The organism is Modestobacter sp. VKM Ac-2977 (assembly GCF_026968045.1).
Classification (GTDB): Bacteria; Actinomycetota; Actinomycetes; order Mycobacteriales; family Geodermatophilaceae; genus Modestobacter.
The window spans coordinates 533,545-551,745 of the sequence record NZ_JAPVBQ010000002.1 but is presented as its reverse complement, the minus strand read 5'-3'; the positions used below and the strand labels follow the sequence as shown (position 1 = coordinate 551,745).

The window sequence follows — 18,201 nt, the reverse complement described above, 5'->3', positions numbered from 1 at the left end:
CCGTCACAGCACCGGGGGACCGTACGAAGCCGTCGCTCAAGACGGCAAACGGTTGCCACGTGTTGCCACGTTCTCGTAACCTGACCGTGATGTGCACATGAAGAGCTCGACGATCTACGACGTCGCCCAGGCCGCCGGCGTCGCGACCTCCACGGTGTCGCGGGCGTTCAGCAACCCCGACCGGGTCGGGGCGGTGACCCGGGAGCACGTCCTCGAGGTGGCCCGCCGACTCGGCTATCAGCCCAACCCGCACGCCCGGGCGCTGGTGTCCCGCCGGACCCGGACCGTGGCGATGGTGGTCTCGGACATCACGAACCCGCACTTCTTCGAGCTCATCCGGGGCGCGGAGATGCGGGCCAAGGCCTCCGGCTACACGCTCGTCCTGGTCAACGCGGAGGAGTCGCCGCGGATCGAGCTGGAGCAGATCAACCGGCTGACCCGCTCGGTCGACGGCTTCCTGCTCGCCGCCAGCCGTCAGCCGGAGGAGGACCTGTTGCAGTTGGCGGCCGGCCACCGGGTGGTCGTGGTCAACCGCCGGGTGCCCGGTCTGGCCAGCGTCGTCCTGGAGCACGCCGAGGGGTGCCGGCAGATGGTCGCCCACCTGGCGTCCCTCGGGCACAGCTCGGTCGTGTACCTCGCCGGCCCGCGCAACTCGTGGACGGCGGCGAGCCGCTGGGCGGCCATCCGCGGAGCCGCGGCGGAGCTGGGTCTACACGCGCAGCGGATGGGCCCCTTCGCCCCCACCGTCGCCAGCGGGGGCGCGGCCGCCGATGCGGCGCTGACCACCGGCGCGACCGCGGCCATCGCGCACAACGACCTGCTGGCCATCGGGGTGCTGCGGCGGCTGGCCGACCGAGGTGTCCAGGTGCCGGCGGACGTGAGCGTGGTCGGGTTCGACGACATCTTCGCCGCCGACCTGTGCACGCCGACCCTGACCACGCTCGGCGGTGCGCACGCTGACGTCGGGCGGGCGGCGGTGGAGATCCTGCTGAACTCGATGGAGCATCCCCGGGACCACGCCCCGGAACTGGTCGTGCCCTCCGAGCTCATCCTGCGCAGGTCGACCGGCAGCGCGAGGACCGGTGGCCGGCCGGACGGCTGACCAGGCCGAGCACCCCCCGCGTCACGGTGCCGGCGACCCCGCAGGGGCCAGCCAGGACAGCAGGCGGCCGCGGGACCAGCAGCGACCGACGGCCTCGGTCCGCAGCGTCGACTGCTCGACCAGCGCCAGGCCGATGATGCTGTGGCCGGACGCGCGGCGGTCGCCGAGGGTCGGAACCGCCGGTGCGACGCCGACGCCCTCGGCGGAGACCCACGCCACCGGGCGTCCGGCCGCCGCGTCGTCGAGCCGGTGCAGGAAGCGCAGGCGCTGCTCCAGCGGCAGCTGCGACAGCGCCCACGTCGTGGTGACCACCGGCAGGGCGTCGCCGGGCACCCGGGCGACCGCCTCGGCGAGCAGCTCGACGGGGTCGCCGCGCAGCAGCAGCGGTGGGGCCGTCGCCGCCAGCGCCAGCTCCGCGTCGAGCTCCGCAGCCCGCTCCGGCTGACCCCGCGTCAGGCAGGCGCGCAGCCGGCGGACGTCATCGGCGTCGGTGACGTCGAGCGGATCGCGACCGATGCCGATCCGGGCGACGACGTCGGGGATCGCCCGCGTCGGGAGCCGCCGGTCTCCGCGTATCGCCGCCGACAGCTGCACGGGGGACGACGGGTCGCCCAGCACCTGGCCGTTGCCGTACGTGAGGCCCACCCGATCGACCTGGAGGTCCAGCCCGGGCGAACAGCCCACGTCGACCAGCCCGACCGCGGCCGCGCCCACCCGGTGCGCCGCCTCGGCGAGCGCCGGGTACAGCACGGCGCAGCGGGCGCTCTCGAACGTCTGGGTCCGGCGCACGGCCATGCCCACCACCTCGTCGATCGTTTGGAGCAACGTGTCGACCGCTGCGTCGAGGGACAGCATCGCCGTCCCGACGGGTGGTGTCAGTGCTCGTGCACTCCCTGTTCCCGGTCGGCGGCGAGCGTGCCGAGCAGCCGGACGGCGTCCGCGTCGGTGGAGCCGGGTTCGGCGAGGTAGACGACGAGCTGCTGTCCCGGGGAGCTGCGGACGTCGAGGGTCTGCATCCGAAGGGTCAGCCGGCCGACGTCGGGGTGCAGGAACGTCTTGACCTCGGCGCTCTTCCCCCGCGCCTCCTGCCGGGCCCAGATGCGGGCGAAGTCGGGGCTCTGGTCGGTCAGGTGGCGGACGAGGTGCCGGGCGCGCGGGTCCCCGGGCACCGCCCCGGACTGCAGCCGGAAGCCGGCGACGGTGTTGACCGCCGCCCGCGACCAGTCGGCGTAGAACCGCCGGGCGGCCGGGTCGAGGAACACGTTGAGCAGCAGGTTGTCCGAGTGGGTGAACGGCGCGAGGAGCACCGCGCCCAGTCGGTTGCGGGCCAGCACGTCGTAGCTGCGGCCGAGCACGAACGCGGGGTTTTCCGGCCAGGCGTCCATGAGCTGCACGAGGTCGGGGTCGACGCGCTCCGGGGACCGGTCGGTGACCGGCCGGGGTGCGATGTCGGCCAGCCGGTAGAGGTGCAGCCGGGCGTCGTCGTCGAGCAGCAGCACGCCGCTGAGCGCGTCCAGCACCTGCACCGACGGGCGCCGCTCGCGGCCCTGCTCCAGCCGGACGTAGTAGTCGACGCTCACCCCCGCCAGCAGCGCCACCTCCTCGCGCCGCAGCCCCGGCACCCTGCGGTTCAGCCCCGGCGCGAGGGCCACCTGCGCGGGCGTGACCAGCGCGCGGTGCGCGCGGAGGAACTCGCCCAGTTCGCCTGCTGACATGCCCTCGACCGTAGGGCCCGCGGAACGCGCCCGGGTGGGTGCCACGCACCCAGGAGGACGGCGGCACCCCGCAGCCGATCGCGCCGGACGACGGTGGAGCCACACCCCAGACAGGAGGGACACCATGACCACCACCACCCCGGTCACCGCGCGGGTCGTGCTCGTCACCGGCGCCAGCAGCGGCATCGGCGCGGCGACCACCCGGCGGCTCGCTGCCGAGGGACACCTCGTCGTCGCAGCCGCCCGCCGCACCGAGCGGCTGACCCAGCTGTCCACCGAGTGCGCCGCGACCGGCGGCCGGGTCGAGCCGCTGGAGCTCGACGTCACCGACCGGGCGGCGACGGCCGCAGCCGTCGCCGGCATCGTCGACCGGCACGGCCGGCTCGACGTCCTGGTCGCCAACGCCGGGCTGATGCCGCTGTCCCGGCTCGACGCGCTGCTCGTCGACGAGTGGGACCGGATGATCGACGTCAACGTCCGCGGCCTGCTGTACGGCATCGCCGCAGTCCTCCCGCACTTCCAGCGGCAGGGCAGTGGCCACGTCGTCACCCTCGCCTCGATCGGCGCGCACGCGGTGTCGCCGACGGCCGCGGTCTACTGCGGCACCAAGTACGCGGCCTGGGCGATCACCGAGGGGCTGCGCCAGGAGGCCGACCCGAGCATCCGGGTCACCACGATCACCCCGGGGGTGACCGAGTCCGAGCTCGCGGGGACCATCTCCGACCCCGGGGCCCAGGAGCTGATGCGCACCTACCGGGCGAACGCCATCCCGGCCGATGCCGTGGCCGGCGCGATCTCCTACGCCCTCGCCCAGCCCGCAGAGGTCGACGTCAACGAGATCGTCCTCCGCCCGGCGGCGCAGCGGTGAGCACGCGGCTGCTCAGCTGACCGGAGCCCGGCCACGGTCCAGGGCGGCCTCGACGAGCCGGGCGCTCGCCAGCAGGGCGGTGTCCTCACCGGGCAGGGCCTCCAGCGAGATCCCGATCGGGAGGCCGGCGGGCGTCGTCCCGGCCGGCAGCGAGATGGCGGGCATGCCCGCGGTCGAGCCGGGCCCGGTGTTCCGGATGGTGGTCAGGAAGACCGGCACCTGACGCCCGTTGAGCTCGGTCGTGTCGTCGTCCCCGAGTGGCGGAGGGGGCAGGGGCACGGTGGGGTGACCGAGGTGGCGAGCACGCCCGCGGTGTCCCGGGTGCGGGAGATCGGGACGGTCCGGCCGGTGCCCCAGCGGCCGGTCGTGGGACGCCACCCCACGACTCCGCAGTGCGCCGCCGGCACCCGCAGCGACCCGCCGGTGTTGGTGCCCAGGGCGATCGGCACGACCCCGGTCGCCACCGCGACGGCGGACCCGCCCGAGGAGCCCCCGGCCGAGCGAGCCGGGTCGTGCGGGTTGCGCACCGGCCCGAAGGCCGCGTTGTTGCTGGTGATGCCGAAGGCGAGCTCGTGCAGGTTCGTCTTGCCGAGCACGGCCGCGCCGGCCGCACGCAGTCGTGCCACGGCGTGGTGGTCCCGCCCCGGCCGGGAGTCCCGGAGGGCCGGCGTCCCGCCGGTGGTGGGCAGGTCGCGGGTGTCCAGGTTGTCCTTGACCGCGAGCGGGACACCGGCCAGCAGCCCCTCGCCCGGCTCTGGGTGGTCGGCGAGGGAGAGGAAGACGCCGAGCTCCGCGACCTCCCGGGCCCGCTGCCCGCTGGCCGCGACCACCGCCTCGGCCGAGGACGCGATGACCTGCTGACGCACCTGGTCCAGCGACGAGGACTCCACGGACGGGATCGTGGCACGTCCCGCCGCTGTCAGGCCCCTGTACGCCGGTCGGGCGGCGGGGTCCCGGGGTCAGGCGTCGAGGCCGGAGTAGGTCGGCGTCGCCGCCTCGCCGTCCCAGGTGACCCGGAACTCGAAGGCCGTCTCGAGGTCGGCGAGGTACTGGTCGGCCTCCGCCTGGGTGATCGTGCCGTCGGCCAGCAGCGTGTCGATCGCCACGCCGTACTTCGCGACCATGCCGTCGATGAGCTCCTGCGGGTCGACGCCGAGGTCCTCGGCGACCTCGGCCAGGCCCTGCCCGGCGTCCATCCGGACGTGCAGTTCCTCGTGGGAGATGCCGAGCACCTCGTCGAGGACGTCCTCCACCGGCTGGTGACCGCGGTGCAGGTCGAGGCCGGGGTCGCCGTAGGCGTCCTGGACGAGCTCGACGAGCTGCTCCTCCGTGGTCACCGAGGAGACGTCGACGGACCCGCCGGGGCCGCCCTGACCGCCGCCTGGCATCCCGCCGCCGAAGCCGGTCGTCTCGGACGGCGAGTCGGTGGAGGTGGTCGAGTCGGTGGAGGTGGTCGACTCCGTGGAGGTGGTCGACGTGCTGGCGGCGGCCGAGTCGTCGGCGGTCCCGCAGGCGGCCAGCGGGAGGGCCAGGGAGACGGAGAGGGCCAGGGCGGCGACGGTCTTGCGGATCTTCACGGTGGAGTCCTGTCGGTCGGGTCGTCGGAGGACGACCGGGGGATGTGCCGACCACGCTGACCCCCCGGGCTCTGTGCGCCACGTGCGCTGCCTGTGCGCTTCCTGAGCACTGCCTGGACGGATGCACACGACGTCCTCAGCCACCGCACAGCCGGCCCGGCCACGGTGGACGCCATGACGACGCGTCCCACCCGTGCCCTGGCCGTCACCGCCCTGACCGGGGTGCTGACCGGTGGTCTGGCCCTGCTCACCGCGGGCACCGCCCAGGCGCACAGCCTCACCAGCAGCACCCTGGCCGTGCGGGTCGGCGAGGAGTCCGTCGAGGCGACCGTCTCCGTCGCCGCCGACACCCTCGACACGGTGCTCGGCGGCCCGGCGACCGATGCGGAGGTGACCGGCTACCTCGCCGAGCACCTGACCGTCACCGGCAGCGACGGCAGCACCTGGACCGAGACCTGGTCATCGGTGGTGCGCGAGACGGTGGAGGGCGTCGACTCCTACCGCGTCGTCGTCGTGCTGGACCCCGGCGGCGCCGACCCGTCCACGTTCACCCTCGGCTACGACGGCGTCATCGCCGCCGACGCCTCGCACGAGGCGGTGATCGTGCTGACCGACGCCGCCGGGGAGATCTCGACGGCGGGCGTGCTCACCGCCACCGACGACAGCCTCACCGTCGGCGACCCCGGGGTCCTGGGCACCGGACTGACCGACATGGTCGGGTACGGGCTGCACCACGTGCTCGAGGGCGCCGACCACCTGCTGTTCCTGCTCACCTTGCTGCTGGTCGCACCGGTGGCCGCCGTCGCCGGCCGGTGGCGCCGGCGGGACGGGATGCGGCCCACCGCACGCTCGGTGCTGGCCGTGGTCACCGCCTTCACCGTCGGGCACTCGCTCACCCTGCTGGCCTCGGCGCTGGGCTGGGTGACCGCGCCCAGCGCGCCGGTCGAGGTGCTGATCGCGGTGTCGGTGGGGGTCGCCGCCGTGCACGCACTGCGCCCGCTGGCCCACCGCGGCGAGGTGCTCGTCGCCGGGGGGTTCGGCCTGGTGCACGGGCTGGCGTTCGCCGGCATCCTCACCGACCTGGGGCTGGGCGGGGTGACCTCGGTGCCCGCGCTGCTGGCGTTCAACGTCGGTGTGGAGCTGGCCCAGCTGCTCACCGTCGCGCTGGTCTTCCCCTCGCTGTACCTGCTCTCCCGCACTCGCTGGTACCCCGCCGTCCGCACCACCGGCGCGCTCATCGCGCTGGTGGCCGCCACGACCTGGGCGCTGGACCGGCTGGGCCGGCAGGCCGACCCGCTGGCCGGGGTGGAGGAGACGCTGATCGCGAACCCGTGGTGGGTCGTCGCCGGCCTGGCCCTCCTGGCCCTGGTCGCTCGCACGACCGGACCGTCGGTGCAGCAGGACGACGCCACCCGGACGACCGACCGTCCCACGCTCGCCCGGCTCGGGTGAGGGACCGGGGCCCGATCAGGCGCGGAGCGCGCGCCGCTGGACCAGGGCGGCCAGCCGCGGGTAGCTGGCGGGGAGGAGCCGCACCAGCAGGTCGACGACCTTCGCGTCGGTGCCGACCAGCACCCGCGCCCGCCCAGCCTCCACGCCGTCGACGATGATCCTGGCCGCCTGCTCGGCGGGCATCCGGAGCAGCTTCTCGTCGTACATCCGCGCCCGCGCCTCGTCCTCCGGCGTGACCAGGCCGTGCTGCCGGGAGTGCTCCAGCGCCGCCTTCGAGATGTCGGTGCGCACGCCACCGGGGTGGACGACGGTGACCTGTACCGGGTGCCCGGCCAGCAGCATCTCGCTGCGCAGCGCGTCGGTGAACCCGCGGACGGCGAACTTGCTCGCGCTGTAGGCGTTGATCGACGCCTGGCCCATGATCCCGTTCAGGCTGGACACGTTGACCACGTGCCCGTCGCCGGAGGCCACCAGGTGGGGGAGGAACGCCTTGGTGCCGTGCAGGACGCCGAAGAGGTTGATGCCCAGGATGCGGTCGTAGTCGGCCCAGTCGCTGTCCAGCACCGTGCTCCCGCCCGCGACCCCGGCGTTGTTGTAGACCTGGTGCACGACGCCGAAGTGGTCGGCCACCGCGGCCGCGTGCGCCAGCACCGCGCTGCGGTCGGCGACGTCGAGGACGGCGCTGTGCACCTCCGCACCCAGCGCCCGCGCGCGGGCGGCGGTCTCGGCCGCCCGGGCCCCGTCCACGTCGGACACCGCCACCCGGGCACCGCGCCGGGCCAGCTCGAGGGCCAGCTGCCGGCCGATGCCGGAACCGGCGCCGGTGACGACGGCGACCTTGCCCTGCACGCTGCTCATCGGGGGTCTCCTGTCGGGGACAGCGGCGCCAGCGGGGCGCCGGTGCTGCGGGCGAGGTCGGTGGTGAGGTCGACGAGCTGGTCGACGACGCCGGGGGCCAGGTGGTGCCCCAGGTCGGGGAGCTCGACGAACCGGGAGCCGGGGACGGCGGCCGCGGTGGCCCGGCCGCCGCTCGGGTGCACCATCCGGTCGGCCGACCCGTGCACGACGAGGGTGGGGGCGGTGATCCGCCGCAGCTCCGCCGTCCGGTCGCCGGAGGCCTGGATCGCGCTGATCTGCCGCGGCACACCGGCCCGGGCGCGCACGCCGCCGCCCCGCTCCCACAGCCCCAGTGCCCACGCCCGCTCGAGGTCGTCGTCGGGCAGGGCGGTCGGGGAGCCGATGTGCCGCAGCAGGGACAGGTGGCGCTCGACCGACTCCTCGACCGTGCGCGCCGGCGCCTGGGCCAGCCGCGCCAGGGTGGAGCGGGCCGGCTGCCCGATCCGTCGGTTGCCGGTGGTGGAGAAGATCGACGTCAGGCTGGCGACCCGGTCCGGGTGCCGCGCGGCGAGCGTCTGGGCGATCATGCCGCCCATCGACATGCCGACCAGGTGGGCGCGGTCGACCGCCAGGTGCTCCAGCAGCCCGTAGGTGTCCGCCGCCATGTCCGCGAGGTCGTAGGCGTCCGGCCGTGGCCGGGCCAGCAGCTGGCGCAGCCGCCCCGGCGATCGGGTGCCGCTCGAGCTGGACCGCCCGATGTCGCGGTTGTCGAGGCGGACGACGCGGAAGCCGGAGCCGGTGAACCCGTCGACCATCCGCTGCGGCCACGAGGTGAGGTCCAGGCCGAGGCCGGCGACGAGCAGCAGCGGGACGCCGTCGTCCGGGCCGTCGGTGCGGTAGCAGAGCCGCGGCCCGGCGGGCAGGTCGACGAACCGGTCCAGGTCCGCGGCGCTCACGCGGCCACCTGCTCGGCGACGCCGCTGCGGGTGAAGACGAGCTCCGGGTCGACGACGCTGTCGGCCCGGAGCAGCTTGAGGTCCGACCGGTAGTCCATCGAGGTCAGCCAGGGCATCCGGTCGCCCTGCCGTGGCAGCTGGTGCACCGCCCGCTGGACGTAACCGGCGGCGAAGTCGAGGAACGGTCGGGTAGGCATGTCCGGGTCGCGGGGCTCGGGGCGGACGCTGTCGTACCCGTGCGCGTCCAGGTGGCTGAGCAGCCGGGTGAAGTGCTCGCAGAGCAGCCCGATCTTCAGCGTCCAGGAGCTGTTGGTGTAGCCGACCGCGAAGGCGAGGTTCGGCACGCCGGAGAGCATCATCCCCTTGTAGGCGACGGTCTCGGGCAGCCGCACCTCCCTCCCGTCGACGGTGAACTGCACGCCGCCGAACGCCTGCAGGTTCAGCCCGGTGGCGGTGACGATCACGTCGGCCGGCAGCTCCCGGCCCGACGCCAGCAGCACCCCGGTCTCGGTGAAGGTGACGATCCGGTCGGTGACGACCTCGGCGCGGTCCTCGCGGATCGCGCGGAACAGGTCGCCGTCCGGGACGGCGCACAGCCGCTGGTCCCACGGGCCGTACGGCGGGTTGAAGTGCTCGTCGACCGGATAGCCCTCGGGGAGCTGCTTGGCGTTGACCCAGCGGATGAGCTTCCGGGCCCGCTCCGGGTGCCGCTGGCAGAACTGCCAGACCAGCCGGCCCTTGGCGATGTTCTTGCGGCGGATCAGCGGGTGGGCGCGCTCCTCGCCCAGCACCCGGCGCAGCCGGTTGGCCAGCTTGTCCTCGGCCGGGACCGGCATGACGTAGCTGGGCGTGCGCTGCAGCATGGTGACGGACGCGGCCGTCTCGGCCAGCGCCGGCACGAGGGTGACCGCGGTGGCCCCGCTGCCGACGACGACGACGCGCTTGCCCGTGGTGTCCAGGTCCGCGGGCCAGTGCTGCGGGTGCACGATCTGACCGGTGAACCGCTCGCGTCCCTCGAAGTGCGGGGTGAAGCCCTCGTCGTAGCGGTAGTAGCCGCCGGCGACGAACAGCCAGCCACAGGTGAGCGCGGTCCGCTCGCCGGTGTCGGTGCGCTCCACCTCGACGGTCCACCGCGCCTGCTCCGAGGACCACGACGCCGCGACCACCCGGGAGTGGAAGCGCACGTGGCCGTCGATGCCGTGCTCGGCCGCGGTGCCGCGCAGGTAGTCGAGGATCCGGTCGGCGCCGGCGATGGACTGCGGGTCCCGCCACGGCGCGAACTCGTAGCCGAAGGTGTGCAGGTCGGAGTCCGAACGGATGCCCGGGTACCGGAACAGGTCCCAGGTGCCGCCGGTCGCGTCGCGCGCCTCCAGCAGCGCGAAGCTGCGCTGCGGGTGGTCGCGCTGCAGGTAGTACGCGGCGCCGATGCCGGAGAGGCCGGCACCCACGATCAGGACGTCGAGGTGCTCGACGGGAGTCGGGGTGCTCATGCTCTCTCCAGCTCAGCAGGGGACGGCGCCGTCTCGACCTTCGGTGACCGGAGGGCGTTCTGCCAGCACGATCAGCACCACGGTCACGGCGGAGTGGTGCACGATGAACCGGTGACCCCGGAGTGGCCCACCCCGTCGCCGGCCGTCCGGGAGCTCTTCCGGCGCGGCGCGGAGCTCGCCCTCGATCCCCGGGCCGAGTGGGTCGCCGAGATGCACACCGCGGCGTTGAGCGGGTCCGGCATGCGCCCGGTCGCCGAGGACCCGGTGCTCGCCGAGGGGGCCCGGCGGGCCAACCGCGCCAACCTGCTGCGCTGGGCGGCGGCCAACGTGCAGCGCCCCGGGGAGCGGGTGCCGGTCGACCTGGGGCCCGAGGTGCTGGAGGGGGCGCGGGACCTGGTCCGGCGCGGCCTGGACCACCGGGGTCTGGACGCCTACCGCACCGCGCAGGCGGTCGCCTGGCGCCGGTGGATGGACATCTGCTTCCGGCTCACCTCGGACACCGCCGAGCTGCGCGAGCTGCTGGACGTCTCGGCGCGGTCCATCAGCGCATTCATCGACGACACCGTGGCCGCGGTGTCCGCCCGGATGGCCGCCGAGCGCGCCGAGCTGACCCGCGGTGCCCATGCCGAGCGCCGGGCCACGGTGTCGCTGCTGCTGGAGGGGGCGCCGCTCGCCCGGGCGCGGGCCGAGGCGCAGCTGGGCTACGGGCTCACCGGGCCGCACACCGCCGTCATCGTGTGGAGCGATGCCGGCACTGCCGGTTCGGTCCAGCTGGAGGCGGCGGCCGAGGCGGCGATGCGGGCCGCTGGTGCCGCGGGGCGGCTGACCGTGGTGGCCGGAGCGGCCGCGCTGTGGGTGTGGCTGCCGGTCGGCCGGGCGCCCGAGGCGGACTCGGTGGCCGCCGGGCTGGCCGGCGCCCCGGACGTCCGGGTGGCCGTGGGGCGCCCGGGGGTCGACGTCGAGGGGTTCCGGCGCAGCCACCTGGACGCGGTGACCACTCAGCAGATGCTCGACCGGCTGACCTCGCCGCAGCAGGTCGCCCGCTACGAGGACGTGCAGCTGGTCGCGCTGCTCACCCGGGATCCCGCCCGGGTGGAGGAGTTCCTGACCGACACCCTCGGCGGCCTCCTCGGTGCCGATGCGGTCACCCGCGAGACGGTGCTGGTCTACGTCCGCGAGCTCGGCAACGCCTCGCGGACGGCGGCGCGGCTGTACACCCACCGGAACACCGTGCTCCGCCGGCTGGCCCGGGCCGAGGACCTGCTGCCGCGGCCCCTGGCGGAGAACGCCGTCGCCGTCGCCGCGGCGCTGGAGGTGCTGCGCTGGCGGGGTGCCCGGCCGTGACGTGCGGAACAGGGCTTGACCTTGACGCAGGGTCAGGGCTGGACGCTCCCGCCATGACCACCACACCAGCCATCGAGCTCACCGGGCTCACCAAGTCCTACGGCGACCACGCGGTGCTCTCCGGCGTCGACCTGAGCGTCGCCCCGGGCACCGTCCTCGCCCTGCTGGGCGCCAACGGCTCCGGCAAGACCACCACGGTGAGGATCCTGTCCACCCTGCTCCGGGCCGACGGCGGCACGGCGACCGTCCACGGGCACGACGTGGCGACCGCGCCCGGCGAGGTCCGCGCGTCGATCAGCCTGACCGGGCAGTTCGCCGCCGTCGACGAAGTGCTCACCGGGCGGGAGAACCTGGTGCTCGTCGCGGAGCTGCGCCACCTCGACGACGTCGGCGGCACCGCCGACGAGCTGCTCGCCCGCTTCGAACTGACCGACGCGGCCGGACGCCGGGTGGCGACCTGGTCGGGCGGCATGCGCCGCCGCCTCGACATCGCGATGAGCCTGATCGGCGACCCACCCGTGCTCTTCCTCGACGAACCGACGACGGGGCTGGACCCGCAGTCGCGGATCGAGGTCTGGACGACGGTCCGCGAGCTCGTCGCTCGAGGCAGGACGGTGCTGCTCACCACCCAGTACCTGGACGAGGCCGAGCACCTCGCCGACCGGATCGCGGTCCTGCACGAGGGGCGGATCATCGCCGAGGGCACCCTCGCCGAGCTCCAGCAGCTGCTGCCGCCGGCCGAGGTCGAGTACGTGCAGAAGCAGCCGACCCTGGAGGACGTCTTCCTGGCGATCGTCGGCCAGGACGGCGCCAGCGAGCAGGGGGCCGACCGATGACCGCCGCCGTCCTCCGGGACACCGCGACCCTGTCGAAGCGGTCGCTGCGCCACGTCCTGCGCAGCCCGGACACGATCATCACCACGGCCGTCACGCCGATCGCCATGCTGCTGCTGTTCGTCTACGTCTTCGGTTCCGCCATCGACGTCGGCGGGGGCCGGTACGTCGACTACCTGCTGCCCGGGATCCTGCTCATCACCGTCGCCTCCGGGATCGCCTACACCGCCTTCCGGCTCTTCACCGACGTCTCCGGCGGGCTCTTCGAGCGGTTCCGGTCGATGCCGATCGCCCGGTCGGCGGTGCTCTGGGCGCACGTGCTCACCTCGGTCGTCGCCAACCTGCTCGCGCTCGCGCTCGTCGTCCTGGTCGCCGTGGCGATGGGGTTCCGGACCGGTGCGGGCGTGCTCGCCTGGCTCGCCGTCCTCGGGATCCTGGTGCTGTTCACCCTGGCGCTGACCTGGCTGGCCGTGGTCCCCGGGCTGACCGCGAGGTCGATCGACGGGGTCAGCGGGTTCTCCTACCCGCTGGTCTTCCTGCCGTTCATCAGCTCGGCGTTCGTCCCGACCGACGGCATGCCGGGCCCGGTGCGCTGGTTCGCCGAGAACCAGCCCGTCACCCCGATCGTCGGCACCATCCGCAGTCTGTTCGCGGAGCAGCCGGTCGGGGACGACGGTTGGCTGGCAGTCGCCTGGTGCGTCGGCCTGCTGCTCGTCGCGTACGCGCTGGCGATGAGCACCTACCGCCGGAAGACCGGCTGACCGGGACGACGGCGGAGAGGAGACCGGAGTTCCATGCTGACCATCAGCCAGCTCGCGGCCTACGCCGGGGTGACGGTCCGCGCCGTCCGGCACTACCACGTCACGGGGCTGCTGCCCGAGCCCGAGCGGGACTCCTCCGGGTACCGGCGTTACGACGCGGCGGCCGTCGTGGAGCTGATCAGGATCCGCACCCTGGCTGAGGCCGGGGTGCCCCTGTCGCGGGTGCGCGAGCTGCTGGTGGCCGGCGAGGAGGAGTTCGCCGCGGCGGTCGAGGCGGTCGACCGCCGCCTCCGCGCGGAGATCCGCCAGCGCCAGCGGCACCGGGCCCGGATCGCCCAGCTGGCTGCGGGCGACAGCCTCGTGCTGCCGCCCGAGGCGGTCGCCTACCTCGACCGGATGCACGAGTTCGGGTTCCCGGAGCGGCTGATCGAGATCGAGCGGGACAGCTGGATCCTGATCGCAGCCCGGATGCCGGCGGAGGTGCCGACGTTGATGGCGATCAAGCGCGCGCAGATCGAGCACGAGCCGCTGCGCCGGCTGTACCTGGACCTCAGGGACCTCGCCGACTGTGCGCCGGACGACCCGCGGCTGCCGTCGCTCGCCGACCGGGTGGAGGCATTCCTCGAGGAGGCGGCCGCCGTGTCCGCGGGGGCGGAGGAATGGCCGATCAGCGCGGACCTGATCGCGCTGCTCGACGCCGCGTTCGTGCAGTCCTTCCCGTGCGCGCCGCGGCTGCTCCGGCTCCTCGAGCAGCGCGGCTGGACCGGCTGGACCGACATCAGGCGCATCGACCCGGCGGGCTGAGGCCCCGGCCGTGGTCCGCGGGGACCGTGGCGCGACCGCGCAGGTGCGCGGGAGGCCACCGCCGGGGGATGCTCACCCCGAGCTCGCTCTTCTCTGCAACGACGCGGAAGACCAGAGGTGCCGTATGACGCCTGACCTGCCGGGGCACTGCGCCGGGAACCGCCACCGGGGCGCCCGGTGACCGACGCGGGTCCCGCGGACCGCGACCCGGACGCCGTCGTCCCGGTGTTCTTCCTCTCCGACAGCACCGGGATCAGCGCGGAGACGATGGGCAACGCGCTGCTCATCCAGTTCCCCGACGTGCACTTCGAGCGCACCCTCGTCCCGTTCATCTCCTCGGTCGAGGAGGCCCGCGAGGTGGTGGCCCAGCTCGACGAGGCGATGGAGGGACCGGTCACCCCGCTGGTGTTCACCACCGCCGCCGTCGACGAGGTCCGCGAGGAGCTGCTGAGGACCAAGGCCCCGATCATCGACTTCTTCGGCATCCACATGGACCGGGTGGAGGAGCAGCTGGGCACCCGCGGCCTGCGGGAGGCGCGGCGGCTGCACGGGGTCGGCGACGTCCGGCGCTACAACAGCCGGATGGCGGCGATCGAGTTCGCCATCGAGCACGACGACGGGCTGAGCCCGCGCGGACTGGACCGGGCCGACGTCGTGCTGCTGGCGCCGTCCCGGTGCGGCAAGACGCCGACCGCGATGTACCTGGCGCTGCAGCACGGCCTCTTCGTGGCCAACTACCCGCTGGTCGACGAGGACCTGGAGACCACCGACCTGCCCCGTCCGGTGAAGGACCTCCGGGAACGGTGCTTCGGGCTGACCACCACGGTGACCAGGCTCAGCCGGGTCCGGCAGGAGCGGCGCCCGGACTCGCGGTACGCGTCGGAGGACCAGTGCCGGTACGAGCTGCGCCGGGCGACGGCGATGTACGAGACCCACTCCCTGCCCACGGTCGACACCTCGGCGGCCTCCGTCGAGGAGATCGCCGCCGTGGTGATCCAGACCCTGGCGCGGCAGCGGCGCGGCACCGGCCGCCCCCCAACCGGCCACGACCTCCGGCGAGGAAGGACCCCCCGATCATGAGCACCGACACCGCACCCGAGGCCCCGGCCGGCAGCACCCCGGGAGGCAGCGGGGACGACGGCGACAACGTCCGCTGGTTCGCCGAGCTCGGGCTCGGCGACCTGGAGGTCGTGGGCGGCAAGAACGCCTCGCTGGGGGAGATGATCTCCCACCTCGCCGACGCCGGGGTCAGCGTCCCCGACGGCTTCGCGACCACGGCCGCGGCCTACCAGCGCTTCCTCGGCGACACCGGGCTGGCCGCCCGGATCGCCGACCGGCTGCGCACGCTGGACACCGACGACGTCCGGGCGCTGTCGGCCGCCGGCACCGAGATCCGCCGGGAGGTGGTCTCCCAGCCGTTCCCGCCGGCGCTGGAGGCCGACATCCGGGCCGCGTACTCCCGGCTCGCCGGGGACGACGCGGAGGCCTCCTTCGCGGTGCGCTCCAGCGCCACCGCCGAGGACCTGCCCGACGCCTCCTTCGCCGGCCAGCAGGAGACCTTCCTCAACGTGCGCGGCATCGACGCCGTCCTGCAGGCGGTCCGCGAGGTCTACGCCTCCCTCTACAACGACCGGGCGATCGCCTACCGGGTGCACCACGGCTTCGACCACGAGTCGGTGTCGCTGTCGGCGGGCGTGCAGCGGATGGTCCGCTCGGACGTCGGGGCGTCGGGCGTGCTGTTCACCATGGACACCGAGTCCGGCTTCCGGGACGCCGTCTTCGTCACCTCGGCCTACGGGCTGGGGGAGGGCGTGGTGCAGGGGGCGGTCAACCCCGACGAGTTCTACGTCTACAAGCCCGCCCTGCGCGCCGGGCGCCCGGCCGTGCTCAAGCGCGGCGTGGGGGAGAAGGCCACCAAGATGGTCTACACCGAGCACGCCGAGGTCGGCCGGACGACGGAGTTCGTCGACGTCGACCCCGCCGACCGCCGGAAGCTGTCCCTCACCGACGACGAGGTCCTCGAACTGGCCCGCCAGGCGCTCAAGATCGAGGAGCACTACGGCCGGCCGATGGACATCGAGTGGGGCAAGGACGGCCGCACCGGGGAGCTGATGATCCTGCAGGCGCGTCCGGAGACGGTGCAGTCGCGCGCCGGGACCACCTCCGAGCGCTACCGGCTCACCGGCACCGGGGACGTCGTGGTCGAGGGGCGGGCGATCGGGCAGAAGATCGGCGCGGGCGCGGTCCGGGTGCTCACCGACATCGACGAGATGGACTCCTTCACCCCCGGCGACGTGCTGGTCGCCGACATGACCGACCCGGACTGGGAACCGATCATGAAGCGGGCCTCGGCGATCGTGACCAACCGCGGCGGGCGCACCTGCCACGCGGCGATCATCGCCCGCGAGCTCGGCATCCCCGCCGTCGTCGGCACCGGCACCGCCACCCGGGCGCTGTCCGACGGTGACCCGGTCACCGTCTCCTGCGCCGAGGGCGACACCGGGCTGGTCTACGCCGGCGAGGTCGGCTTCGAGGTGGCCGAGACCGAGCTGGCCGCGATGCCGGAGATCCCCACCAAGATCATGATGAACGTGGGGACGCCGGAGCAGGCCTTCTCGTTCTCCCGGCTGCCGCACGCCGGGGTCGGGCTGGCCCGGCTGGAGTTCATCATCAACCGGCAGATCGGGATCCACCCCCGCGCCCTGCTGGAGCTGGACACCCTCGACGCGTCGCTCAAGGCGGAGATCGAGGAGCGGATCGTCGCCTACCCCTCGGCGCGGGACTTCTTCGTGCAGCGGGTGGCGGAGGGGGTCTCGATGATCGCCGCGGCGTTCGCGCCCGAGCCGGTGATCGTGCGGATGAGCGACTTCAAGTCCAACGAGTACGCCAACCTGCTCGGCGGTGAGGCCTTCGAGCCGCACGAGGAGAACCCGATGCTGGGTTACCGCGGGGCGTCGCGGTACCTGTCGGCCGACTTCGCCGACTGCTTCGCGATGGAGTGCGAGGCGCTGCGGTACGTCCGCGACGAGATGGGGTTGACCAACGTCAAGATCATGATCCCGTTCGTCCGGACCGTGGCGGAGATCGAGGGCGTGGTGCGGCTGCTCGGCGAGCACGGCCTGCGCCGCGGGGAGAACGACCTGTCGGTGGTGATGATGTGCGAGCTGCCGTCCAACGCGCTGCTGGCTCACCAGTTCCTCGACCACGTCGACGGCTTCTCCATCGGCTCCAACGACATGACGCAGCTGGTGCTCGGCCTGGACCGCGACTCCAGCCTGGTGGCCGGCAGCTTCGACGAGCGCAACCCCGCCGTCCTCGCCGTGCTGGAGATGGCGATCACGGCCTGCCTGGAGCGCGGCAAGTACGTCGGCATCTGCGGCCAGGGCCCCAGCGACCACCCCGACCTGGCCGAGTGGCTGGTGGCCCAGGGGATCGAGTCGATGTCGCTGAACCCGGACACCGTCGTCGACACCTGGCTGCACCTGGCGAAGACCGCGCGCCCAGCCTGACGGCGGGCCGTGGACGCCGCCCGGGTGATCAGCCGGGCGGCGTCCGCCGGTGGGTCAGGCCGCCGGTGGGTCAGGCTGCCGTCGCCTTGATCGCACGCAGGACCGCGTCGGCGACCTCGTCGGGCCGGGAGGCGGGCACCGCGTGCGAGGCGCCGGCCAGCTCGACGACCTCGTGGGCACCGGCCCGCTCGGCCATGAACCGCTGCGCCTGCGGCGGGATGTTGCGGTCCAGCTCCGGGACCAGGAACCAGGACGGGGCGTGCTGCCACGCCGGGTCGGCCGGCGCGCCCTCGTTCAGGGCGACGTCGCTGAGCGGCCGCTGGGTGGCCGCCGCCAGCGCCGCGTCCTCCGCCGACAGGTCCGCGGCGAACTGCTGGTGGAACAGCTCCTGCCGGATGTAGAGGTCGGTGCTGCCGTCGGCCAGCGGGACCGGCTGGATCGTGTCGCCGAGCGTGCTGCCGGGGTACCGGCCGGACAGCTCCGCGATGCTCTCGCCCTCCTGCGGGGCGAACGCGGCGACGTACACCAGCGCCGTGACCGCGCGGTTGCCCTGGGCTGCCGCGGAGATGACCGCACCGCCGTAGGAGTGGCCGACCAGCACGACCGGCCCCTCGAGCGAGTCGAGGACGGCGCGCACCGCGGCGGCGTCGCCGGACAGGCTGCGCAGCGGGTTCGCGACGGCCACGGTGCGGTGCCCGGCCGAGTGGAGCCGGGCGATGACGCCGCCCCAGCTCGCGGACTCGGCGAAGGCGCCGTGCACGAGGACGACGGTGGGCTGGGTCATGGAGGCCTCCAGGGGCTGGTCGTGGACGAACGGGTGTGCCACGGTGACGACCGCGGTGGTGGCGCGAGCGCCACGCGGCCCCAGCGTCGGCGGCCGGAGCCCCGCGGACATCGCACGGACGTACCAGATCCACGACGTCCGTCGTCGCGTACAGGTCAGTCCGAGGCCC

At 74.0% G+C, this 18,201-nt stretch carries 18 protein-coding genes; 9 read left to right on the top strand and 9 right to left on the bottom strand.

Translation table 11 applies throughout. The features are described 5' to 3' along the window. Positions 1-97 precede the first annotated feature (97 nt). On the top strand, positions 98-1,102 hold the full coding sequence (locus O2V63_RS10275) for a LacI family DNA-binding transcriptional regulator (RefSeq protein ID WP_269167439.1): 1,005 nt from the start codon (positions 98-100) through the stop codon (positions 1,100-1,102). A gap of 21 nt (positions 1,103-1,123) precedes the next feature. Here O2V63_RS10275 and O2V63_RS10270 read toward each other — a convergent pair whose 3' ends face one another. Continuing rightward, on the bottom strand, positions 1,124-1,957 hold the full coding sequence (locus tag O2V63_RS10270; protein WP_269167438.1) for a DUF2332 domain-containing protein: 834 nt from the start codon (positions 1,955-1,957) through the stop codon (positions 1,124-1,126). Positions 1,958-1,977: 20 nt separating this feature from the next. Beyond that, complete coding sequence (locus O2V63_RS10265) at positions 1,978-2,817, bottom strand: helix-turn-helix domain-containing protein (RefSeq protein WP_269167437.1); 840 nt, start codon at positions 2,815-2,817, stop codon at positions 1,978-1,980. Between the two features lie 124 nt (positions 2,818-2,941). Between O2V63_RS10265 and O2V63_RS10260 the strand changes: the two genes are divergently transcribed. Then, the gene (locus O2V63_RS10260; protein ID WP_269167436.1) at positions 2,942-3,685 is read left to right on the top strand and encodes an SDR family oxidoreductase; all 744 of its coding nucleotides are present in this window, start codon (positions 2,942-2,944) and stop codon (positions 3,683-3,685) included. Positions 3,686-3,697: 12 nt separating this feature from the next. Here the strand turns inward: O2V63_RS10260 and O2V63_RS10255 are convergent, their stop codons facing one another. The 3 genes from O2V63_RS10255 to O2V63_RS10245 all read right to left on the bottom strand — a co-directional run bounded on the left by O2V63_RS10255 (position 3,698) and on the right by O2V63_RS10245 (position 5,262). Continuing rightward, positions 3,698-3,964 (bottom strand): amidase family protein, encoded by a 267-nt coding sequence (locus O2V63_RS10255; protein WP_269167435.1) that lies wholly within the window; start codon positions 3,962-3,964, stop codon positions 3,698-3,700. Beyond that, on the bottom strand, positions 3,889-4,575 hold the full coding sequence (locus tag O2V63_RS10250) for an amidase family protein (RefSeq protein WP_269167434.1): 687 nt from the start codon (positions 4,573-4,575) through the stop codon (positions 3,889-3,891). The genes O2V63_RS10255 and O2V63_RS10250 overlap by 76 nt, the downstream gene beginning before the upstream one ends. 69 nt (positions 4,576-4,644) lie before the next feature. Further along, positions 4,645-5,262, bottom strand: a complete 618-nt coding sequence (locus tag O2V63_RS10245) for a hypothetical protein (RefSeq protein ID WP_269167433.1) — start codon at positions 5,260-5,262, stop codon at positions 4,645-4,647. Between the two features lie 174 nt (positions 5,263-5,436). Here O2V63_RS10245 and O2V63_RS10240 point away from each other — a divergent pair, with 174 nt between their 5' ends. Further along, positions 5,437-6,714, top strand: coding sequence for a HupE/UreJ family protein (locus tag O2V63_RS10240; protein ID WP_269167432.1), 1,278 nt, complete (start codon positions 5,437-5,439; stop codon positions 6,712-6,714). Between the two features lie 15 nt (positions 6,715-6,729). Here O2V63_RS10240 and O2V63_RS10235 read toward each other — a convergent pair whose 3' ends face one another. The 3 genes from O2V63_RS10235 to O2V63_RS10225 are packed head-to-tail and all read right to left on the bottom strand — an operon-like array spanning position 6,730 to position 9,997. Beyond that, positions 6,730-7,572, bottom strand: coding sequence for an SDR family NAD(P)-dependent oxidoreductase (locus O2V63_RS10235; RefSeq protein ID WP_269167431.1), 843 nt, complete (start codon positions 7,570-7,572; stop codon positions 6,730-6,732). Further along, positions 7,569-8,507 (bottom strand): alpha/beta fold hydrolase, encoded by a 939-nt coding sequence (locus O2V63_RS10230; protein ID WP_269167430.1) that lies wholly within the window; start codon positions 8,505-8,507, stop codon positions 7,569-7,571. Before O2V63_RS10230 ends, O2V63_RS10235 begins: the two co-directional genes overlap by 4 nt. After that, positions 8,504-9,997 carry a flavin-containing monooxygenase gene (locus O2V63_RS10225; RefSeq protein ID WP_269167429.1) on the bottom strand — a complete coding sequence of 498 codons (1,494 nt, stop codon included), beginning with the start codon at positions 9,995-9,997 and terminating at the stop codon, positions 8,504-8,506. The genes O2V63_RS10230 and O2V63_RS10225 overlap by 4 nt, the downstream gene beginning before the upstream one ends. Positions 9,998-10,108: 111 nt before the next feature. Here O2V63_RS10225 and O2V63_RS10220 point away from each other — a divergent pair, with 111 nt between their 5' ends. The 6 genes from O2V63_RS10220 (at position 10,109) to ppsA (ending at position 17,248) form a co-directional block, all read left to right on the top strand. Continuing rightward, a complete protein-coding gene (locus O2V63_RS10220; RefSeq protein ID WP_269167428.1) occupies positions 10,109-11,341 on the top strand; it encodes a PucR family transcriptional regulator in 1,233 nt (410 codons plus the stop codon). Positions 11,342-11,394: 53 nt separating this feature from the next. Continuing rightward, a complete protein-coding gene (locus O2V63_RS10215) occupies positions 11,395-12,177 on the top strand; it encodes an ABC transporter ATP-binding protein (RefSeq protein WP_269167427.1) in 783 nt (260 codons plus the stop codon). Next, on the top strand, positions 12,174-12,935 hold the full coding sequence (locus O2V63_RS10210) for an ABC transporter permease (RefSeq protein WP_269167426.1): 762 nt from the start codon (positions 12,174-12,176) through the stop codon (positions 12,933-12,935). Before O2V63_RS10215 ends, O2V63_RS10210 begins: the two co-directional genes overlap by 4 nt. A gap of 33 nt (positions 12,936-12,968) precedes the next feature. Next, complete coding sequence (locus O2V63_RS10205) at positions 12,969-13,739, top strand: MerR family transcriptional regulator (RefSeq protein ID WP_269167425.1); 771 nt, start codon at positions 12,969-12,971, stop codon at positions 13,737-13,739. Between the two features lie 177 nt (positions 13,740-13,916). Next, positions 13,917-14,819, top strand: a complete 903-nt coding sequence (locus tag O2V63_RS10200; RefSeq protein ID WP_269167424.1) for a pyruvate, water dikinase regulatory protein — start codon at positions 13,917-13,919, stop codon at positions 14,817-14,819. Continuing rightward, positions 14,816-17,248 (top strand): phosphoenolpyruvate synthase, encoded by a 2,433-nt coding sequence (gene ppsA, locus O2V63_RS10195; protein WP_269167423.1) that lies wholly within the window; start codon positions 14,816-14,818, stop codon positions 17,246-17,248. Before O2V63_RS10200 ends, ppsA begins: the two co-directional genes overlap by 4 nt. Before the next feature lie 70 nt (positions 17,249-17,318). Here ppsA and O2V63_RS10190 read toward each other — a convergent pair whose 3' ends face one another. Next, positions 17,319-18,143 (bottom strand): alpha/beta fold hydrolase, encoded by an 825-nt coding sequence (locus O2V63_RS10190; protein WP_269167422.1) that lies wholly within the window; start codon positions 18,141-18,143, stop codon positions 17,319-17,321. Positions 18,144-18,201 lie beyond the last annotated feature (58 nt).